The organism is Bradyrhizobium brasilense (assembly GCF_029714345.1).
GTDB lineage: Bacteria > Pseudomonadota > Alphaproteobacteria > Rhizobiales > Xanthobacteraceae > Bradyrhizobium > Bradyrhizobium australafricanum.
In genome coordinates this window covers 4,918,773-4,941,370 of sequence record NZ_CP121669.1, presented here as the reverse complement: position 1 = coordinate 4,941,370, position 22,598 = coordinate 4,918,773, and the positions used below count along the sequence as shown (strand labels likewise).

Below are 22,598 nucleotides of genomic sequence, written 5' to 3'. Positions count from 1 at the left end.
ATCGTGGACGACGCCACGCTGCAGTTCTATCGGCGCAATGCCGAGGCCTATGCCGGGTGGGCGAAAGCCCCGTCCACCCGGCTGATCGGCTTTCTGAAGCTGCTGCCGCCGGGCGGCGCGATCCTCGAACTCGGCTGCGGCGCCGGCAATCATGCCGCTGTCATGCTCGCCGAAGGCTTCGTGTTGCGTGCGACCGACGGGTCGCCCGAGATGGCCGAGGCCGCGGCGCGCCGCATCAATCATCCCGTCGAGGCGATGCTGTTCGATGAGCTCGAGGACCGCGAAGCCTATGACGGCGTCTGGGCCAGCGCCTGCCTGCTGCACGTGCCGCGCGACGAATTGGCGGGCATCATCGGCCGCATCCATCGGGCGCTGAAACCCGGTGGCGTTTTCTACGCGAGCTACAAGATCGGCCATGGCGATGGCCGCGACAGCATCGGCCGCTACTACAATTATCCCGCGGCAGACTGGCTCGCTGCCACCTACGCCGCGTCAGGGGCGTGGACGCAAGTCTCGTCCGACACCAGCGAGATCAAGAGCTTCGATGCGGCGCCGGCGACGATGCTGCATATCGTCGTGCGGAAGGCCGAGGAGTAGCGCCGGCACGATTGCCGGCGCCGATTGTCGTCAGACGATCTTGAAGATCGCGAGCGCCAGCACGGCCTGTGCAAGGAAGCCGACGGTGAAGGCCAATGTGCGGAACACCGGGATGCCGAGCGTGTAGACGATCAGGTGCGCGACGCGGGCCCAGAAATAGACGGCGCAGGCCAGCACGGTCCATTTGGTGGAATAGTCGGCGGCGTTCAGGATCAACACCAGCGGCGCGAAGATCGCGAGGTTTTCGATCGCGTTGTCGTGGGCGAACATCAGCCGGTTGGCCCATTCCGCTTGCGGCTTGTCGTTGCGCGACGGGTTGGCCATGGCGCCGGAGAGGCCGCGCACCTGCGTGCGGTTGATCGAGTAGGGAACCCACAGCAGTCCGGTCAGGATCACTGTCAGCGACAGCCAAAACAGTTCGCGCGTCATCGTCTCCCCCTCACGTGAATTCGATTCCCGACCGCCGGGACCGTCCATTTATAGCTGAGCGGAAGAGCGCGCGCTACGCACGGACGCGGACAAAGCTGCCCGGGGCATCCTCGAGCACCGGCGTCCCGCTGGAGCCGACCATGCGCGCCGGGACCGTCTCCGGATCATGGCTTTCCAGCCAGCCGCGCCAGTCGGGCCACCACGAGCCCTTGTGCTCCTCGGCGCCCTTCAGCCAGTCGGCGAGCTTCATGTCCTTGATGTTGTCGTTGGTCCAGTACTGGTACTTCTTCGACGCGGGCGGATTGACCACGCCGGCGATATGACCGGAGCCGGACAGCACATATCTCACCGGGCCGCCGAAGAACTGCGAACCGTAGAGCACCGATTCCGCCGGCGCGATGTGATCCTCGCGGGCGGCGAGGTTGTAGACCGGCACCTTCACCTTCGACAGATCGAGCAGCGTGTTGTCCAGCACCATGGTGCCGGTCGACAGGCGGTTCTCCAGATAGCAGTTGCGCAGGTAGTAGGAGTGGTTCGACGACGGCATCCGCGTCGCGTCTGAATTCCAGTGCAGCAGGTCGAACGAGGAGGGCGTCTGGCCCTTCAGATAATTGTTCACGACATACGACCAGATCAGGTCGTTCGAGCGCAGCATGTTGAAGGCCATCGCCATCTTGCTGCCCTCGAGCACGCCGGATTCCTGCATGTCGCGTTCGAGCGCCGAGATCTGGTCTTCGTCGACGAACACCAGGAGATCGCCGGCATGAGTGAAGTCGACCTGCGCGGCAAAGAACGTCGCCGATGTCACGCGCTGGCGGCGCTTCTCGGCGAGATAGGCGAGCGTCGAGGCGAGCAGGGTGCCGCCGACGCAATAGCCGGCGGTATGCACCTTCATCTCGCCGGTGACCTTCTCGATGACGTCCATCGCCGTCAGCGGGCCTTCGGTCATGTAGTCGGCCCAAGTCTTCTTGCCGAGCTCCCTGTCCGGATTGACCCAGGAGATCACGAACACCGTGATGCCCTGGTCGACGCACCATTTGATGTAGGATTTCTCGGGGCGCAGATCGAGGATGTAGAACTTGTTGATCCAGGGCGGCACGATCAGCAGCGGCGTGCGCAGCACGTTCTCGGTCGCCGGCGAATACTGGATCAGCTGCATCAGTTCGTTCTGGAAGATCACCTTGCCCGGCGTCGTCGCCATGTTGACGCCGACCTCGAGATTGCTCGAGTCGGACTGGCGGATCCGCAGCGTGCCGTGGCCGGCCTCGATATCCTCGGCCAGCATCTTCATGCCGCGCACCAGATTGTCGCCGTTGGTCTCGACGGTGGCGCGCAGCACCTCCGGATTGGTCAGCACGAAATTCGACGGCGCCAGCGCGTTGGTGATCTGCTGGACGTAGAATTCGGCCTTCTTGCGGGTGTGGGGATCGATCCCGTCGGCGTCATGGACCAGCTGCTGCGCCCATTTCGAGGTCAGCAAATAGAGCTGCAGGATGAAGTCGAAGAACTGGTTCGACTTCCATTCCGGATCCTGGAAGCGCTTGTCGCGCGGGGCCGGGGCGATCGCCGGCTTGGCATCGGCCTCACCGGCCATGCGGCGCACCGCCGAGCCCCAGAGATCGAGATAGTCCTTGCCGAGCTGCATCTGCAGCGACGAGGCGCGCTCCTTGTCGGACAGCCAGTATTCGGCGATCACGCTGAAGGTCTTGATGACCTCACCGAGCTCATTCGGCGGCTTGTCGCGGACTTCTCCGGTCTGGCGCGGCTTGAGATAGGCAGCCAGCGCCTGGCCGCTGCTCTCCATCGCCCGCGCGATGTTCATGGCGAAGGCTTCGGCGTTGAATTTCGGGGTGGCCTGGGTGTGGGTACTAACGTTGCTCATCTGAGGTACAATATCGCGTCGTTTGGAGGGCGTCATCGCGCGGTGCGGCAACGCAAATCAGTCAAAATCCAGCATTTCGCTCTGTTGCGGTGCGAGAAAAAATCTTTGTTCCGTCATATTGAAGCCTCAGGGGTCGCTTTTGGTGTTCCCGCTTTAAGCGTTTCGGGCGACAATGGTTTGAAACGCTAAAGTCGAAATTAACGCAGCGGGGACGCTGCAAGGCTCGTACCAGTGCGACCCGTGTCGGCAACGTGCGACGTGCGCGCTAGCTTGTTGGGGACAATTCGGCGCATGCCGATCGATCGAATGAACAGGGGGCTCGCGGCCGCAGTGCTGCTCGCGTCGTTGGTGGCGCTGAGCGGGTGCTCGAGCACGATCGCCGATATGACGATGCCGGCCGATGCGCCGGCGCGGGAGAAGGACGCCGGCGGCTACCTGCCGGTCCATGATCTTCCGCCCGACCGCGCCGATCCGACGATCAAGCCGGCGGACCAGGCCAAGATCGAGCAGGAGCTGATTGCCGCGCGCGCGCGCCAGGCCTCGACGGCCGCCCAAAGCGGGAAGTAGCGCCCGACGAACGGCCGATCAGCGCTGGCGCCGCCCGGTGTCCGTGCTAAAAGAAACCCAGTTCAACCGCAGATCCGGCCGCAGCCCCCAGATCGTGCGCCTGAATTCGCTCTAAGTCATTGATTCAGTGCGATTTCTGTCAGAGGCCGAGCCGGCTTCCGCAAACTGCACCAAGGGGGTCGATTCTGGCATCGCGGTTGTCGGAGCAAGGGTCCCATGGAAGATTTTTACCGCATTCGCCGTCTGCCGCCTTACGTCTTTGAGAAGGTCAACCAGGCCAAGGCGGCCGCGCGCAACGCCGGGGCCGACATCATCGACATGGGCATGGGGAACCCGGACCTGCCGACCCCGCCGCATGTGATCGAGAAGCTCAAGGAGACGCTGGGCAAGCCGCGGACCGACCGCTACTCGGCCTCGCGCGGCATCAACGGCCTGCGCAAGGCCCAGGCCGCGTATTATGCGCGCCGCTTCGGCGTCAAGCTCAACCCCGACACCCAGGTGGTTGCGACGCTCGGCTCGAAGGAGGGGTTTGCCAACGTCGCGCAGGCGATCACGGCGCCCGGCGACGTCGTGCTGTGCCCCAATCCGAGCTACCCGATCCATGCCTTCGGCTTCCTGATGGCGGGCGGCGTGATCCGCTCGGTGCCCTCGGAGCCGACGCCGCAGTTCTTCGAGGCGGTCGAGCGGGCGATCATCCATTCGATTCCGAAGCCGATCGCGCTGATCGTCTGCTACCCGTCGAACCCGACCGCCTATGTCGCGGACCTCGACTTCTACAAGGACCTCGTCGCGTTCGCGAAGAAGCACGACATCTTCATCCTGTCCGATCTCGCCTACGCCGAAGTTTATTTCGACGAGAGCAATCCGCCGCCATCGGTGCTGCAGGTGCCCGGTGCGATCGACGTCACCGTCGAGTTCACCTCGATGTCGAAGACGTTCTCGATGGCCGGCTGGCGCATGGGCTTTGCGGTCGGCAATGAGCGGATCATCGCGGCGCTGGCGCGGGTCAAATCCTATCTCGATTACGGTGCCTTCACGCCGGTCCAGGTGGCGGCGACCGCGGCGCTGAACGGTCCCGACGACTGCATCCGCGAGATGCGCGACACCTACCGCAAGCGCCGCGATGCGCTGGTCGAGTCATTTGGCCGCGCCGGTTGGGACATTCCGCCGCCGCAGGCCTCGATGTTCGCTTGGGCGCCGCTGCCCAAGGCGTTCGAGGCGGTCGGCAGCATGCAGTTCGCGACCCTCATGGTGGAGAAATCCGGCGTCGTGGTGTCGCCCGGCGTGGCGTTCGGCGAGCATGGCGAGGGCTATGTCCGCATCGCGATGGTGGAGAACGAGCAGCGCATCCGGCAGGCCGCGCGCGGCGTGCGCCGCTTCCTTGAAAGCGGCATCGAAACGTTGCACAACGTCGTTCCTCTCGCCAACCGACGCTAATCCTTCCAGGTTGCTTAATCTCCAGGTCCCTTAAATCCATGGTCGCACCCCTGAACGTGGGCATAGCGGGGCTCGGCACCGTCGGTGCCGATGTCGTCCGCCTCATCGAAACGCAAGGACGGGCGCTGGCCGAGCGCAGCGGCCGCGGCGTTCGCGTCGTCGCAGTCACGGCGCGCTCGAAAGCCAAGAAGCGCGGCCTCGACCTGCGTGGCATCGCCTGGGCGAAGAGCCCCGAGGCGCTCGCCGAGGATCCCGATATCGACTGCTTCGTCGAATTGATGGGCGGCGCCGGCGATCCCGCGCTGTCCGCGATCGAGACCGCGCTGAAGGCCGGCAAGTCGGTCGTCACCGCCAACAAGGCGCTGATCGCCAAGCATGGACTGCGTCTCGCCGCGGCTGCCGAGAAGCACGGCGGCGCGCTGAATTTCGAGGCGGCGGTCGGTGCGGCGATCCCGGTCATCAAGACGCTGCGCGAGGGCCTCGCCGGCACCAGCGTCAACCGCGTCTACGGCATCCTCAACGGCACCTGCAATTACATCCTGACCCGGATGGAGCAGGAGGGCCTGTCGTTCGAGGAGTGTCTGAAGGACGCCCAGCGTCTCGGCTATGCCGAAGCCAACCCGTCGTTCGACGTCGATGGTCATGACACCGCGCAGAAGCTCGCGATCCTGGCCAGCCTCGCCTTCGGAACCAAGGTTGCGGAAAGCGCGGTTTACGTCGAAGGCATCTCCTCGATCACGCCGGAAGACCTCAAGGCCGCCGCGGAACTCGGTTACCGCGTCAAGCTGCTCGGCGTCGCGGTGCGCACGGCAAAGGGCATTGAGCAGCGCGTGCATCCGACCATGGTGCCGAAATCATCCTCGATCGCGCAGGTGATGGGCGTCACCAATGCGGTCGCGATCGACGGCGAGGGGATTCCGCCGATTACGCTGGTGGGACCCGGCGCCGGCGGCGGCGCGACCGCTTCGGCCGTGGTCGCCGACATCGCTGACGTCGCCCGCGGCATCCGCGCCAAGCCGTTCGGCCGTCCGGTGGAGCGGTTGCGCGACACCACCAAGGCGCCGATGGAACGCCATGAGGGTGGCTATTATATCCGCCTGATGGCGCGCGATCTTGCAGGCACTGCCGCAACAATCGCCACCCGGCTGGCGGAACAGAAGATATCTCTGGAATCCATCGTGCAACGGCACCCCGATGGCGTCGATGTGAACGGTGCGGCCAAAAAACCTTCACCGGTCCCGGTCATTCTGATTACCTATGCGACCAGCGAGGATGCCGTGCATCGTGCGCTGGCCGCAGTGCAGCGCGATAAGGTCATCAGCGGCCGGCCGCAGGTGATCCGGATCGAGAAAAACTAGCGCATGGCCTGAACGGGTCGGGCGTGAGACGATTGATGCGGGCAGGCTGGCCTGTCCCAGAGGCTTAAGGAGTACGCCGATGTCGACCCATATTTCCGTTCCGCCGCAGATGCTGCTCGAGCGCATCCTGACGCTCGAAATCGTGCGCGTGACGGAGCGCGCTGCCGTGTCGGCCGCGCGGCTGCGCGGCCACGGCCAGGAGAAGGCCGCCGACAAGGCCGCGGTCGACGCGATGCGGCGCGAGCTCAACAAGCTGCCGATCGAGGGCACGGTCGTAATCGGCGAGGGCGAGCGCGACGAGGCGCCGATGCTGTTCATCGGTGAGAAGGTCGGCCTCAATGCCGGCCCCAAGGTCGACATCGCGGTCGACCCGCTCGAGGGCACCACGTTGTGCGCCAAGAACATGCCGGGCTCGATCGCTACCATGGCGATGGCCGACGGCGGCACGCTCCTGCACGCGCCCGACGTCTACATGCAGAAGATTGCGATCGGCCCGGGCTACGCCAAGAACGTGATCGAGCTCGACGCGCCGCCGGCCGACAATGTCCGCCGGCTCGCCAAGGCCAAGGGCGTCGACCCGACCGCCATCAACGTGCTGGTGCTCGATCGTCCGCGCCATGCCGACATCATCAACAGCGTGCGTTCGACCGGCGCTGCCGTGCAGCTGATCACCGACGGCGACGTCGCCGGCGTCATTCACTGCGCCAAACCCGATGAGACCGGCGTCGACATGTATATCGGCACCGGCGGCGCCCCCGAGGGCGTGCTCGCGGCAGTCGCGCTGCGCTGCATCGGCGGCCAGATGCAGTGCCGCCTGATCCTCGACACCGAGGAGAAGCGCGAGCGCGCGCACAAGATGGGCGTCACCGATCCGAAGATGATCTACGGCATCGAGGACATGGCCAAGGGCGACTGCCTGTTCGCCGCTACCGGCGTCACCACCGGCTCGCTGCTGACCGGCGTGAAGTTCAAGAAGGACGTGATCGAGACCGAGACGGTCGTGATGCGCTCGGTCACCGGCACCGTGCGCTACATCAAGGCCGAGCATCGGCAGCTCGAGAAATTCCACCTGGATTAATATCCGCTGTCATTCCGGGGCGTCCGAAGGACCAGAACCGGAATCTCGAGGTTCCGGGTCTGGTGCTGCGCACCATCCCGGAACGACGCGCTAAACAAACAACAAAAAACAGGGAGACGCGCATGTCCGATCTGTCCGGGGTCAAGGCGCTGGTGTTCGACGTGTTCGGGACCGTGGTCGACTGGCGCACCAGCCTGATCAACGACTTCACCAGATGGGGCGAGACGCGCGGTATCAAGGCCGATTGGACGGCGCTGGTCGACGGCTGGCGCGCGGTCTATGCGGCCTCGATGGACGAGGTGCGCAAGAACCCGCAGAACGGCTACGTCATCCTGGACGTCTTGCACCGCCGCTCGCTGGAAAAACTGGTTGCGCAATTCGACATCAAGGGGCTGAGCGAGGCGGATCTGCAGCATCTGACGCTGGGCTGGCATCGCCTGCACGCGTGGCCCGACAGCGTCGCCGGTCTGGCCCGGCTGAAGACCAAATACATCATCTCGCCGCTCTCCAACGGCAACGTCGCGCTGCTCACCAACATGGCGAAGTTCGCAGGCCTCCCCTGGGACCTCGTGATGTCGGCCGAACTGTTCGAGCACTACAAGCCCGATCCGGAGACCTATCTCGGCGCCGCGAAGCTGCTCTGCCTGCCGCCGGAGCAGGTGATGATGGTCGCCGCGCACAATTACGACCTGAAGCACGCGCAGAAGCTCGGCCTGAAGACCGCCTTCGTGGCGCGTCCGACCGAATACGGTCCGCTGCAAAAGTACGATTTCGAGGCCACCGGCGAGTGGGACATCGTGGCCAAGGATTTCGGGGAAATCGCCAGCCGAATGGGCTGCTAGAACTGGTCCACAAATCATCGAAGCGTTACGATTCCTGCCTGATTGGGAAGGGCTCATGACGCTGCACGCATCCGCACTGCCCGTCGAGGCGCCACAGGCGTTCCTCGGCGTGACGCGGTCGCTGACCGGAAAACTCTGGCGCGACCGGCTGGATGCGCGCGGGGCGGCGCGGGCGCTCGCGATCGTGCAGCGCTATCAATTGCCGGAAATGCTGGCGCGCGTGCTGGCGGGGCGCGACGTCGGGATCGACGAGGTTCCCGACTTCCTCGACCCGACCATCCGCAAGCTGATGCCGGATCCTCACACGGTCACCGAGATGGAGCACGCGGCCAAGCGCATCGCGGATGCCGCGGTGCGCGGCGAGAAGGTTGCGATCTTCGGCGACTACGACGTCGACGGTGCGACCTCGGCCGCGCTGCTGACCTGGCATCTGCGCCATTGCGGGCTGGACCCGCTGATCCACATTCCCGACCGCATTTTCGAAGGCTACGGGCCGAACGTCGACGCCGTGCGTGCGCTGGCGGCGAAGGGCGCGACGCTGCTGGTCACGGTCGATTGCGGCACCACCAGCATCGAGCCGCTGGCGGAAGCCAGGAAGCTCGGGATGTCGGTCGTCGTGATCGATCATCACCAGACCGGCGATGTGTTGCCCGAGGTCGACGCACTGGTGAATCCGAACCGGCCCGACGATCTCTCGGGGCTCGGCCATCTCGCAGCGGTCGGCCTCGTGCTGGTGACCTTGGTCGCGGTGAATCGCGAACTGCGCCAGCGCGGCTTCTGGACCGGCGAGATGCCGGAGCCCGACCTGCTCAGCGTGCTGCATCACGTCGCGCTCGGCACCGTTGCCGACGTCGCGCCGCTGATCGGGCTCAACCGGGCCTTCGTCGCCAAGGGCCTGATCGCGATGCGCCGCCGCGACCATGTCGGCCACACCGCGCTGATGGATGTCGCGCGCCTGAACGGCCCGCCGGAGGCCTGGCATCTCGGCTTCATGCTGGGACCGCGCATCAATGCCGGCGGCCGGATCGGGCGCGCCGATCTCGGCGTGCGGCTATTGCTCGAAGGCGATATCTCAAAAGCTGCGCGGATCGCGGCCGAGCTCGATCGCCTCAATGCCGAACGGCGCGTGATCGAGCAGGCGGCCGAGGCGCAGGCCGAGGCCGAGGCGCTGGCTTCGCTCGGGCTCGAGGACAAGGGCGCTGTCATCGTCACCGCGGCGGAAGGCTGGCATCCCGGCGTGGTCGGGCTGGTTGCGGCGCGGCTGAAGGAGAAGTTCGCGCGTCCTGCGTTCGCGATCGCGTTGGAGCCCGGCGGCATCGGCACCGGATCGGGCCGCTCGATCGGCGGCGTCGATCTCGGCAAGGCGGTGCGGCAGGCGGTGCACGACGGCCTTTTGATGAAGGGCGGCGGGCACGCGATGGCGGCCGGCGTCACGCTGCGCAAGGAGAAGCTCGCCGAATTCCGCGCTTACATGGAGAGCGCGCTGGCGGCCGACGTCGCCAATTCGCGGCACGAGAACGAGCTGTTCGTCGACGGCGCCGTGACCGCGCGCGCGGTGACGCCGGAATTCGCTGCGACGCTCAATCGCGCTGGCCCGTTCGGCAGCGCCAATCCGGAACCGGTGATCGCGCTGCCGTCACATCAGTTGGTCTATGCGGACGAGGTCGGGCAGGCGCATCTGCGGCTGCGCTTCAAGTCCGGCGACGGGTCCATCGTCAACGGTATCGCATTCCGTTCCGTCGGACAGAAGCTCGGCAGCGCCTTGACGCAAAATCGCGGCCAACAATTGCACGTGGCGGGCTCTCTTGCGGTCGACCGTTGGCAAGGCACCGAACGTGTGCAATTCCGTGTCCTCGACGTCGCGGTGCCGGATCAGGGCCCGACGGTGATCCGATAAGAAACGTTTGGAGAGGACATGTCAGGACAGGTTGAAGGCAAGGTCGCGCTGGTGACCGGCGGCGCATCGGGCATTGGCGAGGCCATCGTCGAATTGTTCGCGCAGGAAGGCGCGACCGTTATTGCGACCGATATCGATGAGTTGAGGGGACCCGAGCTCGCCGCGCGGCTCACCAAGGCCGGGCGGAACGTGACCTTCTTGCCGCAGGACGTTACCAGCGAGGAGCGCTGGATCGAAATCATCAGTGAGATCGGCAAGCGCCATGGCCGCCTCGATATCATGGTCTCGAATGCCGGCGTCGGCATCGGAGCGCCCTCGATTGTCGAGATGTCGCTCGACGACTGGCGCCGCCAGACCGCCATCAATATCGATGGCGTATTCCTGTCGGTGAAGCACTCGCTGCCGCTGATGCGCAAGCATGGCGGCGGCTCCATCATCATGATGTCGTCGCTGGCCGGCCTGCGTGGTGCGGCGACCCTTTCCGGCTACAGCGCCACGAAGGGCGCGGTCCGCTTGTTTGCCAAGTCGATCGCGATGGAGTGCGCGCAGGTCAACGACGGCATCCGCGTCAACTCGGTGCATCCCGGCATCATCGACACGCCGATCTGGGGCAAGATCCCGACCGGCGCGACCGGTGCCGGCCAGAACGCGCCGATCGATCCGGAGGAACGGGCAAGGTTCGCCACGCCGCTCGGTCGCGCCGGCCAGGCCATCGAGATCGCCCAGGGCGTGCTGTATCTCGCTTCGGACGCATCGCGTTACGTCACGGGCAGCGAGCTTGTGATCGACGGCGGCATGAATGCCGGCGGCGTGGTGCGGCAGCCTGCGAGCCGGTAGGAGCGAACTGTCGTAGCCCGCATGAGCGGAGCGATATGCGGGAAATGCGTCCCCGGGTATCGCTTTCGCTCACCCGGGCTACGCGGATCGCATGATGGCTAGCCGCCTTGCCGTAACCGCGCCAGCACCTTGAGCCCGCCGTAGCCGTCGGCGGGCAACAGGCCCATCTTGATCTGAAAATCCTTGATCGCCTTCATGGTGTCGTTGCCGACGCGGCCGTCGGTGCCGCCGGTGTCGAAGCCGGCCTTGGTCAGCCGCGTCTGCATCTCCTGCACCTCGGCCAGTGTCAGCGCGCGCTCCGAGCCCGGGAAGGGCTGGATGAAGGGCGGCCCGCCGAGGCAGCGGTCGCCGAGATGGCAGATCGCCAGCGCGTAGTTCATCGACGGGTTGTAGCTCTTCACCGAATTGAAGTTCGGACCGAGCAGGAAGGCCGGGCCACCCGCGACCGGGATCCACAGTTGCGCAGATGCGTTCGGCTGCGGAAACGGCTGGCCGTCGGCTCTGACGACGCCGGCGCTGGCCCAGGCCGCATAGGTGCGGCTGCCGCCGGCGCCGCCGCCGGGCGCGCGGACCTCGTAGCCCCAATGCTCGCCGCGGTGCCACTTGCCGCGTTTGACGAGATACTTTGCGGTCGAGCCCAGCGCATCGTCGGGCCGGCCGAACGGCGAGACCTTGCCGTCGCCGTCATAGTCGAAGCCGACATTGAGCCAGACTTCCGGCATCCACTGTGAATGACCCATCGCGCCGGCCCAGGAGCCGTTCATCTCCTGGGGCGTGCTCCAGCCGCGCTGCACGATCTTCATCGCGTTGATCAGCTCGGTCTCCCAATAGGCCTTGCGACGCGGCTCGTTCCAGGCGAGCGCAGCCAGCGAGGGAAACACCGGCGTCATGTGGTTCTGCTGCACCAGCGGATCGCCATAGGCGGATTCGACGCCCCACAGCGCGAGCAGCGTGCCGCGCTCGACGCCGAAATCGCGTTCGATCCGGCCGAACAGCGCCTCGTTCTTCTTCAGCGCCTCCTTGCCGTGAATGACCCGCCAGTCGGAGACGCGGCGGTTGATGTACTGCCAGATCTGCTCGTGGAATTCAGGCTGGTTGCGCATCTGCCTGAACACGCTCATGTCGGGCTCGATCCGCCCCATGCAGCGATTCCAGGTTGCCTCCGAAATGCCTTTTGCGAGCGCGCGGGCGCGAAAATTGTCACGCCACTGGTCGAAGCCCGGAGGGGCGGCCGCGAGTGCGCCGAGCGGATTGACGAGCACCACGCCGGCCGCGAGCCCGGCCTTCAGGACGGCGCGGCGGGCAGGGGATTTCGGAGAATCAGGCTGTTTCATCGGGCTAGTCTAGCGGCGCCGATCGGGTGAGCCAAAAGCCACGCCGCCGCAGGAGCCATTGTTTTAAGCATGACCTCATCGGAAAACCGGTTCCCACCTTTCCGGGGCATGCTCTAGCTATCCTGCAAATCTGTGGCGATTTTTGACAGCCAGCGGCGCACCATCTGTTCCGACCTGGCATCGAGGCCGGCGGCGAGCCGGCGTTCCTGGGCCTGGGCGATCTGCCGGCATTTCTCCAGCAGCGCGGTTCCATGGCTGGTCAGGGTCCATTGCAACACGCGGCCGTGGACCGGGTGCGGCGTCTTGCCGATCGCGCCGTCGCGCTCGAGGTTGCGGATGATTACGCTCACGGTCTGCGGCGTCAGCAGCGCGACGCGAGCCAGATCGGCGCCTGAGAGCCCCGGATAGGCTTTCAACATCGTCAGCACGACGAATTGCGGCGAGGTGACGCCGAGCCGTCCCAGCTGGCGCTCCATCGACAGCCGCGAGGCCGCGTGGGCCTGACGCAGCAGATAGGCGAGATAGCCCTGCTCGCCGCGCTTGCCTTCGCCCGGCGCCGGAACGGAAGGGGCGAGCAGGACGTCGCCAGTGCTCGATCCCGCATTCGCTGCGGCCCTTCGGCCGGCGGCTTTTCTGACCGGACGCCGCTCGGCGGTGCCGGATTTGCCTCGTTTCTGCATTGCCGCCATGTCGCGTGCTGCCGCCTTTGCCGATGTCCGCATCTTGCCGATGATATCAGAGCTCTGATAATATATCAGTACACTGATAACATGAGGCCAGGCCAATGTCACATGCCCGCAAGGAATACACCGACTTCGAGAAGCTCGCGCCCGACGTCTTCGCCGCGGTGCGCGCGCTCGGCCAGTTCGCGGCGAAGGCCGGCCTCGACAAGCAGCTGCTCGAACTCGTCAAGCTGCGCGCCTCGCAGATCAACGGCTGTGCGTTCTGCGTGCAGTATCACATCCTGCAGGGCGAGAGCCTCGGCGTGCCCGCCGACAAGCTGAACCTCGTCGTGGTGTGGCGCGAGGCGCCGCAGTTCACGCCGCGCGAGCGCGCCGCGCTGGCTTGGACCGAAGCGCTGACGACCCTGCCGAACGGCGTCAGCGACGAGGTCTATGCCGAGGCCACCGCCGAATTCTCCGAGCAGGAGCTGACTTACCTCACCTCGGCGATCGCATCGATCAATGTCTGGAACCGGTTCGGCGCGGCCTATCGCTGGACGCCGCCGCCGCGCCGGCAGCGTGCGGACGCGGCGGCTTCGTAACGTCGAGACGGATCAAACGGCAACTGACAGGGAGCAAAACAATGACCTCGATGGCGATGACACCATCCCTTCCATTCGCGCGGCCGGTCGCGCTGGCCGTGATCGCGGGACTGGCCGCCGCCTTCGTGATCGGCAAGGCAGTGCCGACCCCGATGGACGCGATCTCCTCCGTCATCGCTCCGCTGTGCGCCAGCGCCAATGCGGCGTCGCCGCTCGACAAGGTCGAGGTCATCACCTCGCACGCGCTGCCCAATGTGGCGGGCAAGCGTGTCACGGTGGTGCGTGTGTTCTATGGTCCCGGCGGCTTCACGCCGCCGCACCGCCATTCCGGTTCGGTGACGGCCTACATCACCAAGGGTGAAATCCGCTCCCAGCTTGGCGGCGGGCCGGTCGAGACCTTCAAGGTCGGCCAGTCCTTCTTCGAGCCACCGGGCTCGACCCACATGGTCTCGGCTAATGCGAGCACCACGGAGCCGGCGGAACTGATCGCGGTGTTCGTGGCCGACGAGGGCGCGCAGCTGACCACGATGCTCGAATAGCGATCGGTGGGCGCTCGTTCCGCAAGACGTGCGCACTGGACCAGTTTGGTGCCCAGTTCGCGTGAAACTGGACCTTGCGCGCAACGGGGCGTGTCGATTGATTGCACGACACGTTGCGGCGATGATTGCCGACGAGGGATAAATCGATGATCAGTCTGAAGGGGCTCTCTGCCTTCCCGATAACGCCTTCGAACCGGGATGGGCAGGTCGACGTGGGTGCGCTCCGCGCCTTGCTCGACCCCTTGATTGCGGCGAAGGTGGATTCGGTCGGGCTGCTCGGAAGTACCGGCTCATATCCGTATTTCAGCCGCGATGAGCGGCGGCGCGCCGTGCAGGCGGCCACCGCCCTGGCAGACGGCAACACACCAATACTGGTTGGCATCGGCGCACTGCGCACCGACGATGCGGTGCGGCTGGCTCAAGATGCGCGTGATGCCGGCGCGACGGCAGGGCTGTTGGCAGCGGTTTCCTATACGCCGCTGACCGATGACGAGGTCTTTGAGCACTTCCAAACCGTGGCCCGCGAGAGCGGGTTGCCGATCTGCATCTACGACAATCCCGGAACGACTCATTTTCAATTCACGCCGGCTCTCATCGGCCGTCTGAGCCGGGTCGAGGGAATCGTCGCGGTGAAAAGTCCGGCGCTGGATGCTTCGACCGTGGCGGGCCATCTCAGGGAATTGCGGGCTGTGGTTCCGGACGGCGTTGCGTTGGGTTACAGCGCCGACTGGAATTGCACCGAGGCGCTGCTGGCGGGCGGAGATACCTGGTACAGCGTTGTCGCAGGAATCTTCCCGAAGGTCTGCGTGGACATCGTTCGCGCCGCGACGAGCGGCGATGCGGCTCGGGCGCGAGAGCTCAACGCGCGTCTGCAGCCGATTTGGGATCTGTTCAGGACATATTCCAGTCTGCGTGTTGTCTACGCACTTGCCAATCTCAGAGGGGTCTGCACGGCTGAGCCTCCACGTCCGATATTGCCGCTGCCCGCGGACGCTCAGAGGCGGGTCAGGGAGACGTTGGCTGCGATGGAGATCGACTGATCGCAACCACGGCGGAGGGCGCTAGATGCCGGCGCGCGCCAACGGGTCGCGGCCGAACCGGTTGTCGCCTTTCGATCCCGGCAGCACGCTCAGCGTTGCGATTAGCGCCAGATAGGGGATCCAGTATTTGACGTGCAGCGCCGCGGCGAGGTGGGGAACGGCGAGGATCGTCAGCGCCCACCAACCCGAGACGTTGAGGTCGTGCAGCCGCTTCACCAGGATCGCGGCGAACGGCCACAATGACAGCATGAGCAGCAAGCGCAGGACGGACAATTCGTCGGCGGGCGGGCTGCTGTCGTAATACCGTGGACCGGGGTCGAGCCTTACGCCGATGCGAATGACGAGCATGTCGACCAGCACGAGGCCAAAAAATCCCAGGCCGAATTCCTGCCGGCTGATGCGGCCTTTCACCGACAGAAAGAACCAGCTGAAGGTCGAGAGCATGCTTGGTTATGGTCCAGCCTGAATGGGCATCTGATACAGACTTGAGTCCGACGGTCAAAGCGGGACAGGTTCCCGCGGTTTGCTGCTTCCATCATGATCATTCAAGCTGGCAATTGTCGCCGTGACATGGCGCGCATCGATGCGATTCCGAATGGAACCTGCGGGGCGTTTGCACAATTTCGGAATAATGGAATAATGGAATAATGCCGCTGATTTGCCCGACGTGTCAAGTTGTCGTGTCGAACGACGGCAGCCGCCGGCTACTTTGCATGGGGTTGTTTTCGATATTTTGGCAGTGCGCCCCGAACCGGTGTCCCGTTCGCTCGACAACACTCTAATTGCCGCCGCCTTCCTGGGTGTCGATGCGGTGCACGACGTCGTCGGGCAGGGCATGGGCCACGGCGGCTGCAAGCCCGGGCTCCGGTCCGATCTCGCGGCCGCGGCCGCGGATCAGCCGCTCATAGGCCGACACCAGCGTGGTGTAGGGATTGACCCACAGCCAGCCGTCGCGCGTGAACAGCTGGACGTCGAAATGCAGATGCCGCGATGTGCCGTTGGGGTGGTCGAGATAATTCGAGACCACGCCGATCTTCTCGCCCTCGCTGACGCGGCGCCCGTTGAGCAGGCCGTCGGCATCCATCACTGACGGGTTCATGTGCATGTAGCGGAAGCGGACATGCTCGGTGCGGGTGTTGACCTGCAACGTGGCGGCCTGCTGCTGCGCCGAGCGGATCACGATACTGTCGCGCACCGCAACGACCGCCTGCTGCTTGGGGTCGCAGCCATTGTTGCTGTCGACAGGACATGCGCCGGGGCGGATGTCCTGGCCCTGATGGCCGTAGCCGCTGGCGCATTGGCCGACCTCGAAGCTGCGCGCCTCGCAGAAATTGTCTTGCCAGGGATACGTGTCGATGGCCGCGCCGGGCTTGCGCTTGGCGAAGGATTGCGAGTGGGCGAAAGCCGGCGCCTTCTCGAGCGGAAAGCGGATCTGTGAATAGACGGTGAAGTCGGCGTGGCCGCCTTGTTGCCTGCGGCCGCCGCTGCCCGCGACGATGTCGCCGCTCGGGTGGTAGGTGAAGTCGGCGGATTGCGCGGCTGGGCGCTCGGCGATGTCGGAGGCGACGTCGCTGCGCGGCCGTGACGGTTGGCCGCCGGCGATGCGCAGGGCCTTCAGAAACCGCTCGGCGACCGGATAGGCCTCGCGGCAGGCCAGCCGCTTCGGCCGCGGCGCGCTGTCGAGGCACTGGATCGATACGACATAGGGAATCCCGAAGCGAGTGAAGGCGTAGCGGACATAGCCCTCGCGAATGAAGCGGCGCAGGTCCGGAAACTGCGCGGCCAGCGTCCTGACCGGCTCGCCCTTGCCGCCGAGCCGGTCGGCGAGGTCGTAGACGAGGATCGAGCCGGAAATCTGCACCTCGACCGGCTTGGCAAATGTCCGCGGCGGCAGGCCGTCGCCGGCGCCGGGGTCGAGCGAGAACACGGCATCGTAGCCCGATGCACCGGCATGGAAGAAATCGACCGCGCGGAAGTCGGCCTGGTAGCGCGCGATCGACAGGCTGTCCGGCGCACCGTTTTGCCGCGCTTCGAGATAGCTTGCGGGGTCGAGCGGCAGCAGCACCGGGATCGGGCTCTGCGCAATGCCGGGAAACAGCGGCGCTGTCACCGCGTTCAACTGCACCAGCGCAGGCGTCGCCCGCGGATCGGTGGCGGGCACGCGGCGCTGGCCTGCGAAAGTGAAGTCGGCGGCGATGGCCGGGCGGCTGCCGATCTCCTGCCGCAGCTGGTCGAGCACGGCGCGCCATTCGACTCGCATGGCCGAGATCGATGGCGTTCGGAATTCGTCGGCATGGGCGCCGGGAAGAGGCGAGAGCAGGGCTGCCAGCCAGCAACTGACGAAGCTGACCACCTTCCTGTTCACTGCACACCCCGGGCTCATGTCTGATCGCCCGTAAGACTAAAGCAAGTTCCGGAAAAGTGTGTAGCGGTTTTCGGTAAAGTTGACGCTTAACCAACAAGTTGAGGCGCGGTGACGATTCATTTCAAATCCCACCGCGCCTCAAGCGCTCAGTCCTTGGCGCGTTCGACGTAGGAACCGTCTTCGGTCATGACCACGATGCGCGTGCCCGTGGTGATGTGCGGCGGCACGCCGGTGCGCAGGCCGTTGGACAGCATGGCCGGCTTGTAGGACGAGGAGGCGGTCTGGCCCTTGGTCACGGGCTCGGTCTCGACCACTTCCAGCGTCACGCGCTGCGGCAGCTGGATCGCGACCGGGTTGCCCTCGTGCATCGAGAGCTTCACGGTCATGTTCTCCTGCAGATACGGCGCGGACGAGCCGACGATCTCCTTGGAGACCTGGACCTGGTCGTAGTTGTCGTTGTTCATGAAGTGGAAGCCGTCGCCATCCTCATAGAGGTAGTTGTAGTTGTGGTCCTCGACGGTGGCCTTCTCGACCTGGTCGGTGGTCTTGTAGCGCTCCGAGACCTTCACGCCGTCGCCGATGCGGCGCATTTCGATCTGGCTGACCGGGGTGCCCTTGCCGGGATGAATGTTCTCGGCGGAAAGGACCACATAGAGCTTGCCGTCCTGCTCGATGACGTTGCCCTTGCGGATGGAACTGGCGATGACTTTCAAAGGTGTTTTCCTGAATTTGAGAGCCTAAGGGCGGCGCCAACCGGATCGGCAGCCCCTAGGCCATGGCGGCGATTTCGGGCTGCAACATACTGATTTGTCCTTGAGATGCCAGTCTTTTGCGGCCGAATTCGCAAGGTTGCCAACCGTCCCGGCCGTCCCGATCGGCCCTATTTTTCGGCCATGGGCTCATCCGTTTCAGCGAATCTGCCGATGGGACGCGCGAGCCGTCGTTCAGGTTCAGCCACGCGCGCGCATGGACAAGGTGCGCGTCTTTCGACAAGAAGGGATCAGCCTCGCTGCGTTCCGCGGAGGCTCGGGCTTTGTAGGCTTATGAATTTGTGTGGAATCAATCGGTTGCGCGGGACTCTTGAGTGTGGATGGCGGCTCGTTGATGTTGAATCCATGAGGATGCTCTGGCGATGACAGCTCATGACCGGCCGTCGCCCTGGTGGACGCCGCAGCGCTATGCCGACCGCAGGCCGTTCCTGCAGGCGCGGACCGCGATCACGCGAGCGGTGCGCGCTTGGTTCGAGGAGCAGGGGTTTGCCGAGGTCGAGACCGCGATCCTGCAGATCTCGCCGGGCAACGAGACCCATCTGCACGCTCCCCGCACCGAGCTCAGGCAGGCCGATGGCTCACATGCGCCGCGCTATCTGCGCACCTCGCCGGAGTTCGCCTGCAAGAAGCTGCTCGCGGCCGGCGAGCCGAAGATTTACGAGTTCGCGCGGGTGTTCCGCGACCGCGAGCGCGGCGACCTGCATCTGCCCGAATTCACGATGCTGGAATGGTACCGCGCCAATGCCGGCTATGACGCCATCATGGCCGACACGATCGTGGTGATCGCCCATGCGGCGCAGGCGACCGGGATCGGGCGGTTTTCATTCCGCGGCAGGACGGCCGATCCGTTTGCCGAGCCGGAGCTGCTGACGGTCGCGGCGGGTTTCGAGCGCTTCGCCGGCATCGACCTCCTGGCGACGATCTCAGGCGGCGAAGGCGACCGTGAGGCGCTTGCGGCGGCTGCAGCAGCGCGGGTGCGGGTTGCAGATGACGACACCTGGTCCGATATCTTCAGCAAGGTGCTGGTCGAGCATATCGAGCCTCATCTGGGACAGGGCCGTCTGACGGTGCTGTTCGAATATCCGTCGCCAGAGGCCGCGCTGGCGCGCACCAAGGCCGGCGATCCGCGGGTCGCCGAGCGTTTCGAGGTCTATGCCTGCGGCGTCGAGCTCGCCAACGGCTTCGGCGAGCTGACCGACGCGGCCGAACAGCGCCATCGTTTCACCGCAGCGATGGACGAGAAGGCCCGCCGCTATGGCGAGCGCTATCCGCTCGACGACGACTTCCTTGCCGCGGTCAGCCAGATGCCGGAGGCCAGCGGGGTCGCGCTCGGCTTCGACCGGCTGGTGATGCTGGCGAGCGGCGCGCCACGAATTGATCAGGTGGTCTGGACGCCGCCTGCGGGAGAGACATGAACAGGATCGATCCAAAACTGGCGTCGACGCTGCGACAGCCGCGCGAGCTGGTCGATGCCGGGCTCGCGCCGGTCGCAGCACTTGCCGAGCTCGAGCGGGTCGCTGCGCGCTACGCGGTCGCGGTGACGCCGGAACTCGCCGTGCTGATTGACCCGGCCGATCCCGCCGACCCGATCGCGCGGCAGTTCATCCCGAGCGCCGACGAACTCGTCGAGCAGCCGGGCGAGAACGCCGATCCGATCGGCGACGATGCGCATTCGCCGGTCGCCGGAATCGTGCATCGCTATCCCGATAGGGTGTTGTTCAAGCTCGTCCATGTCTGCGCTGTGTATTGCCGGTTCTGTTTCCGGCGCGAAATGGTCGGGCCGGGAAAAGCCTCGGCCTTGTCCGATGACGCCTACCGTGCGGCGCTGGATTACATCCGCAGCCATCCGGAGATCTGGGAAGTCATCCTGACCGGCGGCGATCCCCTGATGCTGTCGCCGCGCAGGCTGACCGAGATCATGGCCGATCTCGCCGACATCGATCATGTGAAGATCGTCCGCCTCCACACCCGTGTTCCGATCGCCGATCCGGGCCGTATCAATCCCGAGATGATCGCGGCACTGCGGGTCGAAGGCGCGACGACCTGGATTGCGATCCATGCCAACCATCCGCGTGAGCTGAGCAACAATGCCCGCGAAGCGTGCGCGCGCCTTGCCGACGCCGGCGTTCCCCTGGTGAGCCAGTCCGTCCTGCTGCACGGCGTCAATGATGACGCTGCGACGCTCGAGGCGCTGATGCGCGGCTTCGTCGAGTGCCGGATCAAACCCTATTATCTGCATCACGGTGACCTTGCGCCCGGCACAGCGCATTTGCGCACCACGATCGAAGCCGGGCAGGAACTGATGCGGGCGTTGCGCGGGCGTGTGTCCGGACTTTGTCAGCCGGATTATGTGCTCGACATCCCCGGCGGCCACGGCAAGGCGCCGATCGGCCCGAGCTATTTGTCGCAGCCGGCTTCCCGCGAACGTGAAGATCCGATGGAACGGCGCTACCGTATCGTCGATTATTGTGGCGACGTTCATCTTTACCCGCCGCAATCCTGAGGCGGCGATGAGCGGGGCCGGGGACGGACAGCAGGAGCCGCCCGAGGACGGGGGCAAACGCAGCATCGAAAATGCTGTGATGTTCGGCTTCTTTGTGGTGCTGGTCGCCGCGGGAATCTGGCTCCTTGGCACGATGGCCGATATACGGAAGGTACAGGATTGCGCAGCGCAGGGGCGACGCAACTGTGCTACCGTCGAGGTGCCGGAACGGGCGCGATAGGGTTGAGAAGCGGAGACGCGAGATGCGGAAGACAGTTTTGTTGATGGCTCTGATGATGGTTGCGGCCGGAGCGCCCCAGCTTGGCATCTCCCAAGCCTGGGCGCAGCAACAGGGTGGATCGTCCTCCATGCAGAAGGGCGGGACGGTCCCGGAGGCGCCGATCGGACATCGTCAGCCGCGCCGCGGCGACGTTGGCAACGAGAAGAATATCAGCGATCCGAACAGTCAGGCCAACAAGGAAGACGCGGCGCTCGACAGGAAGATCAAGAGCATCTGCCGCGGTTGCTAACCCACGCAGCTGACCGGCGAGGCGCGATATCCGCCCCGCCGGCAACGCTCAATCCGTTCGGCCGAATCAGGCCGAACGCTCCTGCAGGCCGTCACGCCGCACGCTGCGCCTTGCGTCGACGGCATCGGCCAGCTGCTTCAACACGTCAGCCGTCGTCCCGAGGTCGACGCAGCCGTCCGTGATGCTCTGGCCGTAGGTCAGCGCCTTGCCCGGCACGACGTCCTGGCGTCCCGCAACAAGATTGCTCTCGATCATCACGCCGATGATGCGCTGTTCGCCGCCTGCGACCTGGCGCGCGATGTCGGCGGCAACCGCCGGCTGGTTCTCCGGCTTCTTGCTGCTGTTGGCGTGGCTGGTGTCGACCATCAGCCGCGCCGCGACACCGGCGCGGCCGAGCTCGGCGGCGGCAGCATCGACGCTCGCGGCATCATAATTCGGCGCCCGGCCGCCACGCAGGATGACGTGGCAGTCTTCGTTGCCGCTGGTGGCGGCGATCGCCGAACGGCCGCCCTTGGTGACCGCCATGAAATGATGCGGGTGCGAGGCCGACTTCACCGCGTCCGCCGCGATCCGCACACCGCCGTCGGTGCTGTTCTTGAAGCCGACCGGGCAGGACAGGCCGGAAGCCAGCTCGCGATGGATCTGGCTCTCGGTGGTGCGCGCGCCGATCGCGGCCCAGGAGACCAGGTCAGCGATGTATTGCGGCGTCGTCATGTCGAGGAATTCGGTGCCGGCCGGCAGGCCGAGATTGTTCACCGCCGACAGCACGTTGCGGGCGAGCCGCAGGCCCTTGTTGATGTCGAAGCTGCCGTCGAGATCGGGATCGTTGATCAGCCCCTTCCAGCCGACGGTGGTGCGCGGCTTCTCGAAATAGACCCGCATCACGATCTCGAGGCGGTCGGCGAGCTGTTCGCGCAGGCTGGCGAGGCGCTCGGCGTAATCGACGGCCGCCGCGGGATCGTGGATGGAGCAGGGGCCGACGACGACCAGCAGGCGGTCATCGGTGCCGTTCAGGATCGCGTGGACGGCGTTGCGGGCGCCCATCACCACCCGGGTCGCCGTCAGGGTGCGCGGGACCTCCCGCATCACCTCTTCCGGCGTACTGAGCTCTTTCAATTCCTTGATGCGAAGATCGTCTGTCGTACTCAACACGGCTGGCTCCTTTGGATTTCGGGACCTGCCGGCACACAAAAAAGCCGCCAGGTCTGGCGGCTTGTTTTGGACGTTTGCTGCAATTCTTCAGATTGAGCGCGATCCTCCTGCCGCCAGCGAGCTGTCGTAGCTAAAGTACCAAAAATAGCTGGTGGCGACGGTGATCATGGGGCGGCTCTATAGCGCAGGGATTTGGGG

Annotated in this window: 23 protein-coding genes; 15 read left to right on the top strand and 8 right to left on the bottom strand. The window is 65.2% G+C overall.

Annotated elements, in window-relative coordinates; genetic code table 11:
* The first annotated feature begins 3 nt into the window (after positions 1 to 3).
* On the top strand, positions 4 to 597 hold the full coding sequence (locus QA635_RS23300; RefSeq protein WP_283061659.1) for a class I SAM-dependent methyltransferase: 594 nt from the start codon (positions 4 to 6) through the stop codon (positions 595 to 597).
* A gap of 30 nt (positions 598 to 627) precedes the next feature.
* Here QA635_RS23300 and QA635_RS23295 read toward each other — a convergent pair whose 3' ends face one another.
* Together QA635_RS23295 and QA635_RS23290 are read right to left on the bottom strand one after the other, a co-directional pair.
* Positions 628 to 1,026 carry an MAPEG family protein gene (locus QA635_RS23295; protein WP_212058212.1) on the bottom strand — a complete coding sequence of 133 codons (399 nt, stop codon included), beginning with the start codon at positions 1,024 to 1,026 and terminating at the stop codon, positions 628 to 630.
* Positions 1,027 to 1,099: 73 nt separating this feature from the next.
* On the bottom strand, positions 1,100 to 2,908 hold the full coding sequence (locus QA635_RS23290; protein WP_283061658.1) for a PHA/PHB synthase family protein: 1,809 nt from the start codon (positions 2,906 to 2,908) through the stop codon (positions 1,100 to 1,102).
* A gap of 291 nt (positions 2,909 to 3,199) precedes the next feature.
* On the opposite strand from QA635_RS23290, the gene QA635_RS23285 reads away from it, so the two are divergent.
* From QA635_RS23285 to QA635_RS23255, 7 genes are all read left to right on the top strand, one after another.
* Positions 3,200 to 3,475, top strand: a complete 276-nt coding sequence (locus QA635_RS23285) for a hypothetical protein (RefSeq protein WP_016842954.1) — start codon at positions 3,200 to 3,202, stop codon at positions 3,473 to 3,475.
* Positions 3,476 to 3,691: 216 nt separating this feature from the next.
* On the top strand, positions 3,692 to 4,912 hold the full coding sequence (locus QA635_RS23280; protein WP_283061657.1) for an LL-diaminopimelate aminotransferase: 1,221 nt from the start codon (positions 3,692 to 3,694) through the stop codon (positions 4,910 to 4,912).
* Positions 4,913 to 4,950: 38 nt separating this feature from the next.
* Entirely contained in the window at positions 4,951 to 6,270 is a 1,320-nt protein-coding gene (locus QA635_RS23275; protein ID WP_057018585.1) for a homoserine dehydrogenase, read from the top strand.
* 79 nt (positions 6,271 to 6,349) lie between these two features.
* Positions 6,350 to 7,348, top strand: a complete 999-nt coding sequence (glpX, locus tag QA635_RS23270) for a class II fructose-bisphosphatase (protein WP_050420275.1) — start codon at positions 6,350 to 6,352, stop codon at positions 7,346 to 7,348.
* A 122-nt stretch (positions 7,349 to 7,470) separates the two neighbouring features.
* Positions 7,471 to 8,190 (top strand): haloacid dehalogenase type II, encoded by a 720-nt coding sequence (locus QA635_RS23265; RefSeq protein ID WP_283061655.1) that lies wholly within the window; start codon positions 7,471 to 7,473, stop codon positions 8,188 to 8,190.
* Between the two features lie 55 nt (positions 8,191 to 8,245).
* Entirely contained in the window at positions 8,246 to 10,087 is a 1,842-nt protein-coding gene (gene recJ, locus QA635_RS23260; protein WP_283061653.1) for a single-stranded-DNA-specific exonuclease RecJ, read from the top strand.
* Between the two features lie 18 nt (positions 10,088 to 10,105).
* Entirely contained in the window at positions 10,106 to 10,924 is an 819-nt protein-coding gene (locus tag QA635_RS23255) for an SDR family NAD(P)-dependent oxidoreductase (RefSeq protein WP_283061652.1), read from the top strand.
* Positions 10,925 to 11,022: 98 nt separating this feature from the next.
* Here the strand turns inward: QA635_RS23255 and QA635_RS23250 are convergent, their stop codons facing one another.
* Both QA635_RS23250 and QA635_RS23245 read right to left on the bottom strand, forming a co-directional pair.
* The gene (locus QA635_RS23250) at positions 11,023 to 12,258 is read right to left on the bottom strand and encodes a lytic murein transglycosylase (protein WP_283061651.1); all 1,236 of its coding nucleotides are present in this window, start codon (positions 12,256 to 12,258) and stop codon (positions 11,023 to 11,025) included.
* Between the two features lie 113 nt (positions 12,259 to 12,371).
* Entirely contained in the window at positions 12,372 to 12,947 is a 576-nt protein-coding gene (locus QA635_RS23245) for a MarR family winged helix-turn-helix transcriptional regulator (protein ID WP_283061650.1), read from the bottom strand.
* 95 nt (positions 12,948 to 13,042) lie between these two features.
* Between QA635_RS23245 and QA635_RS23240 the strand changes: the two genes are divergently transcribed.
* The 3 genes from QA635_RS23240 to QA635_RS23230 all read left to right on the top strand — a co-directional run bounded on the left by QA635_RS23240 (position 13,043) and on the right by QA635_RS23230 (position 15,101).
* Positions 13,043 to 13,522, top strand: coding sequence for a carboxymuconolactone decarboxylase family protein (locus QA635_RS23240; RefSeq protein ID WP_253608737.1), 480 nt, complete (start codon positions 13,043 to 13,045; stop codon positions 13,520 to 13,522).
* Between the two features lie 41 nt (positions 13,523 to 13,563).
* Positions 13,564 to 14,061, top strand: coding sequence for a cupin domain-containing protein (locus QA635_RS23235; protein WP_283061648.1), 498 nt, complete (start codon positions 13,564 to 13,566; stop codon positions 14,059 to 14,061).
* A gap of 146 nt (positions 14,062 to 14,207) precedes the next feature.
* Entirely contained in the window at positions 14,208 to 15,101 is an 894-nt protein-coding gene (locus tag QA635_RS23230; RefSeq protein WP_283061646.1) for a dihydrodipicolinate synthase family protein, read from the top strand.
* A gap of 21 nt (positions 15,102 to 15,122) precedes the next feature.
* Here QA635_RS23230 and QA635_RS23225 read toward each other — a convergent pair whose 3' ends face one another.
* The 3 genes from QA635_RS23225 to efp form a co-directional block, all read right to left on the bottom strand.
* Positions 15,123 to 15,545: a DUF805 domain-containing protein gene (locus tag QA635_RS23225; RefSeq protein ID WP_283061645.1), complete on the bottom strand. Its 423-nt coding sequence runs from the start codon at positions 15,543 to 15,545 to the stop codon at positions 15,123 to 15,125.
* Between the two features lie 334 nt (positions 15,546 to 15,879).
* The gene (locus QA635_RS23220; RefSeq protein WP_283061644.1) at positions 15,880 to 17,484 is read right to left on the bottom strand and encodes a M23 family metallopeptidase; all 1,605 of its coding nucleotides are present in this window, start codon (positions 17,482 to 17,484) and stop codon (positions 15,880 to 15,882) included.
* Positions 17,485 to 17,612: 128 nt separating this feature from the next.
* The gene (gene efp, locus QA635_RS23215) at positions 17,613 to 18,179 is read right to left on the bottom strand and encodes an elongation factor P (RefSeq protein WP_016844580.1); all 567 of its coding nucleotides are present in this window, start codon (positions 18,177 to 18,179) and stop codon (positions 17,613 to 17,615) included.
* 419 nt (positions 18,180 to 18,598) lie between these two features.
* On the opposite strand from efp, the gene epmA reads away from it, so the two are divergent.
* From epmA to QA635_RS23195, 4 genes are read left to right on the top strand one after another with little or no spacing between them, the layout of a single operon-like run.
* Positions 18,599 to 19,651 (top strand): EF-P lysine aminoacylase EpmA, encoded by a 1,053-nt coding sequence (gene epmA, locus QA635_RS23210; protein ID WP_283061643.1) that lies wholly within the window; start codon positions 18,599 to 18,601, stop codon positions 19,649 to 19,651.
* Positions 19,648 to 20,739: a lysine-2,3-aminomutase-like protein gene (locus QA635_RS23205; protein ID WP_283061642.1), complete on the top strand. Its 1,092-nt coding sequence runs from the start codon at positions 19,648 to 19,650 to the stop codon at positions 20,737 to 20,739. Before epmA ends, QA635_RS23205 begins: the two co-directional genes overlap by 4 nt.
* Positions 20,705 to 20,959: a hypothetical protein gene (locus tag QA635_RS23200; RefSeq protein ID WP_283061640.1), complete on the top strand. Its 255-nt coding sequence runs from the start codon at positions 20,705 to 20,707 to the stop codon at positions 20,957 to 20,959. The genes QA635_RS23205 and QA635_RS23200 overlap by 35 nt, the downstream gene beginning before the upstream one ends.
* Before the next feature lie 43 nt (positions 20,960 to 21,002).
* Positions 21,003 to 21,248, top strand: a complete 246-nt coding sequence (locus QA635_RS23195) for a hypothetical protein (RefSeq protein WP_283071768.1) — start codon at positions 21,003 to 21,005, stop codon at positions 21,246 to 21,248.
* A gap of 66 nt (positions 21,249 to 21,314) precedes the next feature.
* On the opposite strand, the gene QA635_RS23190 is transcribed toward QA635_RS23195, so the two are convergent.
* The gene (locus QA635_RS23190) at positions 21,315 to 22,400 is read right to left on the bottom strand and encodes a 3-deoxy-7-phosphoheptulonate synthase (RefSeq protein WP_283061639.1); all 1,086 of its coding nucleotides are present in this window, start codon (positions 22,398 to 22,400) and stop codon (positions 21,315 to 21,317) included.
* Positions 22,401 to 22,598: the final 198 nt, after the last annotated feature.

Coding starts and splice junctions, on each gene's coding strand:
- QA635_RS23220 (WP_283061644.1), bottom strand. CDS start 17,484: ATGAGCCCGGGGTGTGCAGTGAACAGGAAGGTGGTCAGCTTCGTCAGT.
- QA635_RS23265 (WP_283061655.1), top strand. CDS start 7,471: ATGTCCGATCTGTCCGGGGTCAAGGCGCTGGTGTTCGACGTGTTCGGG.
- QA635_RS23255 (WP_283061652.1), top strand. CDS start 10,106: ATGTCAGGACAGGTTGAAGGCAAGGTCGCGCTGGTGACCGGCGGCGCA.
- QA635_RS23240 (WP_253608737.1), top strand. CDS start 13,043: ATGTCACATGCCCGCAAGGAATACACCGACTTCGAGAAGCTCGCGCCC.
- recJ (WP_283061653.1), top strand. CDS start 8,246: ATGACGCTGCACGCATCCGCACTGCCCGTCGAGGCGCCACAGGCGTTC.
- QA635_RS23195 (WP_283071768.1), top strand. CDS start 21,003: ATGGCTCTGATGATGGTTGCGGCCGGAGCGCCCCAGCTTGGCATCTCC.
- glpX (WP_050420275.1), top strand. CDS start 6,350: ATGTCGACCCATATTTCCGTTCCGCCGCAGATGCTGCTCGAGCGCATC.
- QA635_RS23250 (WP_283061651.1), bottom strand. CDS start 12,258: ATGAAACAGCCTGATTCTCCGAAATCCCCTGCCCGCCGCGCCGTCCTG.
- QA635_RS23290 (WP_283061658.1), bottom strand. CDS start 2,908: ATGAGCAACGTTAGTACCCACACCCAGGCCACCCCGAAATTCAACGCC.
- QA635_RS23245 (WP_283061650.1), bottom strand. CDS start 12,947: ATGGCGGCAATGCAGAAACGAGGCAAATCCGGCACCGCCGAGCGGCGT.
- epmA (WP_283061643.1), top strand. CDS start 18,599: ATGACAGCTCATGACCGGCCGTCGCCCTGGTGGACGCCGCAGCGCTAT.
- QA635_RS23280 (WP_283061657.1), top strand. CDS start 3,692: ATGGAAGATTTTTACCGCATTCGCCGTCTGCCGCCTTACGTCTTTGAG.
- QA635_RS23275 (WP_057018585.1), top strand. CDS start 4,951: ATGGTCGCACCCCTGAACGTGGGCATAGCGGGGCTCGGCACCGTCGGT.
- QA635_RS23295 (WP_212058212.1), bottom strand. CDS start 1,026: ATGACGCGCGAACTGTTTTGGCTGTCGCTGACAGTGATCCTGACCGGA.
- QA635_RS23225 (WP_283061645.1), bottom strand. CDS start 15,545: ATGCTCTCGACCTTCAGCTGGTTCTTTCTGTCGGTGAAAGGCCGCATC.
- QA635_RS23205 (WP_283061642.1), top strand. CDS start 19,648: ATGAACAGGATCGATCCAAAACTGGCGTCGACGCTGCGACAGCCGCGC.
- QA635_RS23235 (WP_283061648.1), top strand. CDS start 13,564: ATGACCTCGATGGCGATGACACCATCCCTTCCATTCGCGCGGCCGGTC.
- QA635_RS23230 (WP_283061646.1), top strand. CDS start 14,208: ATGATCAGTCTGAAGGGGCTCTCTGCCTTCCCGATAACGCCTTCGAAC.
- QA635_RS23285 (WP_016842954.1), top strand. CDS start 3,200: ATGCCGATCGATCGAATGAACAGGGGGCTCGCGGCCGCAGTGCTGCTC.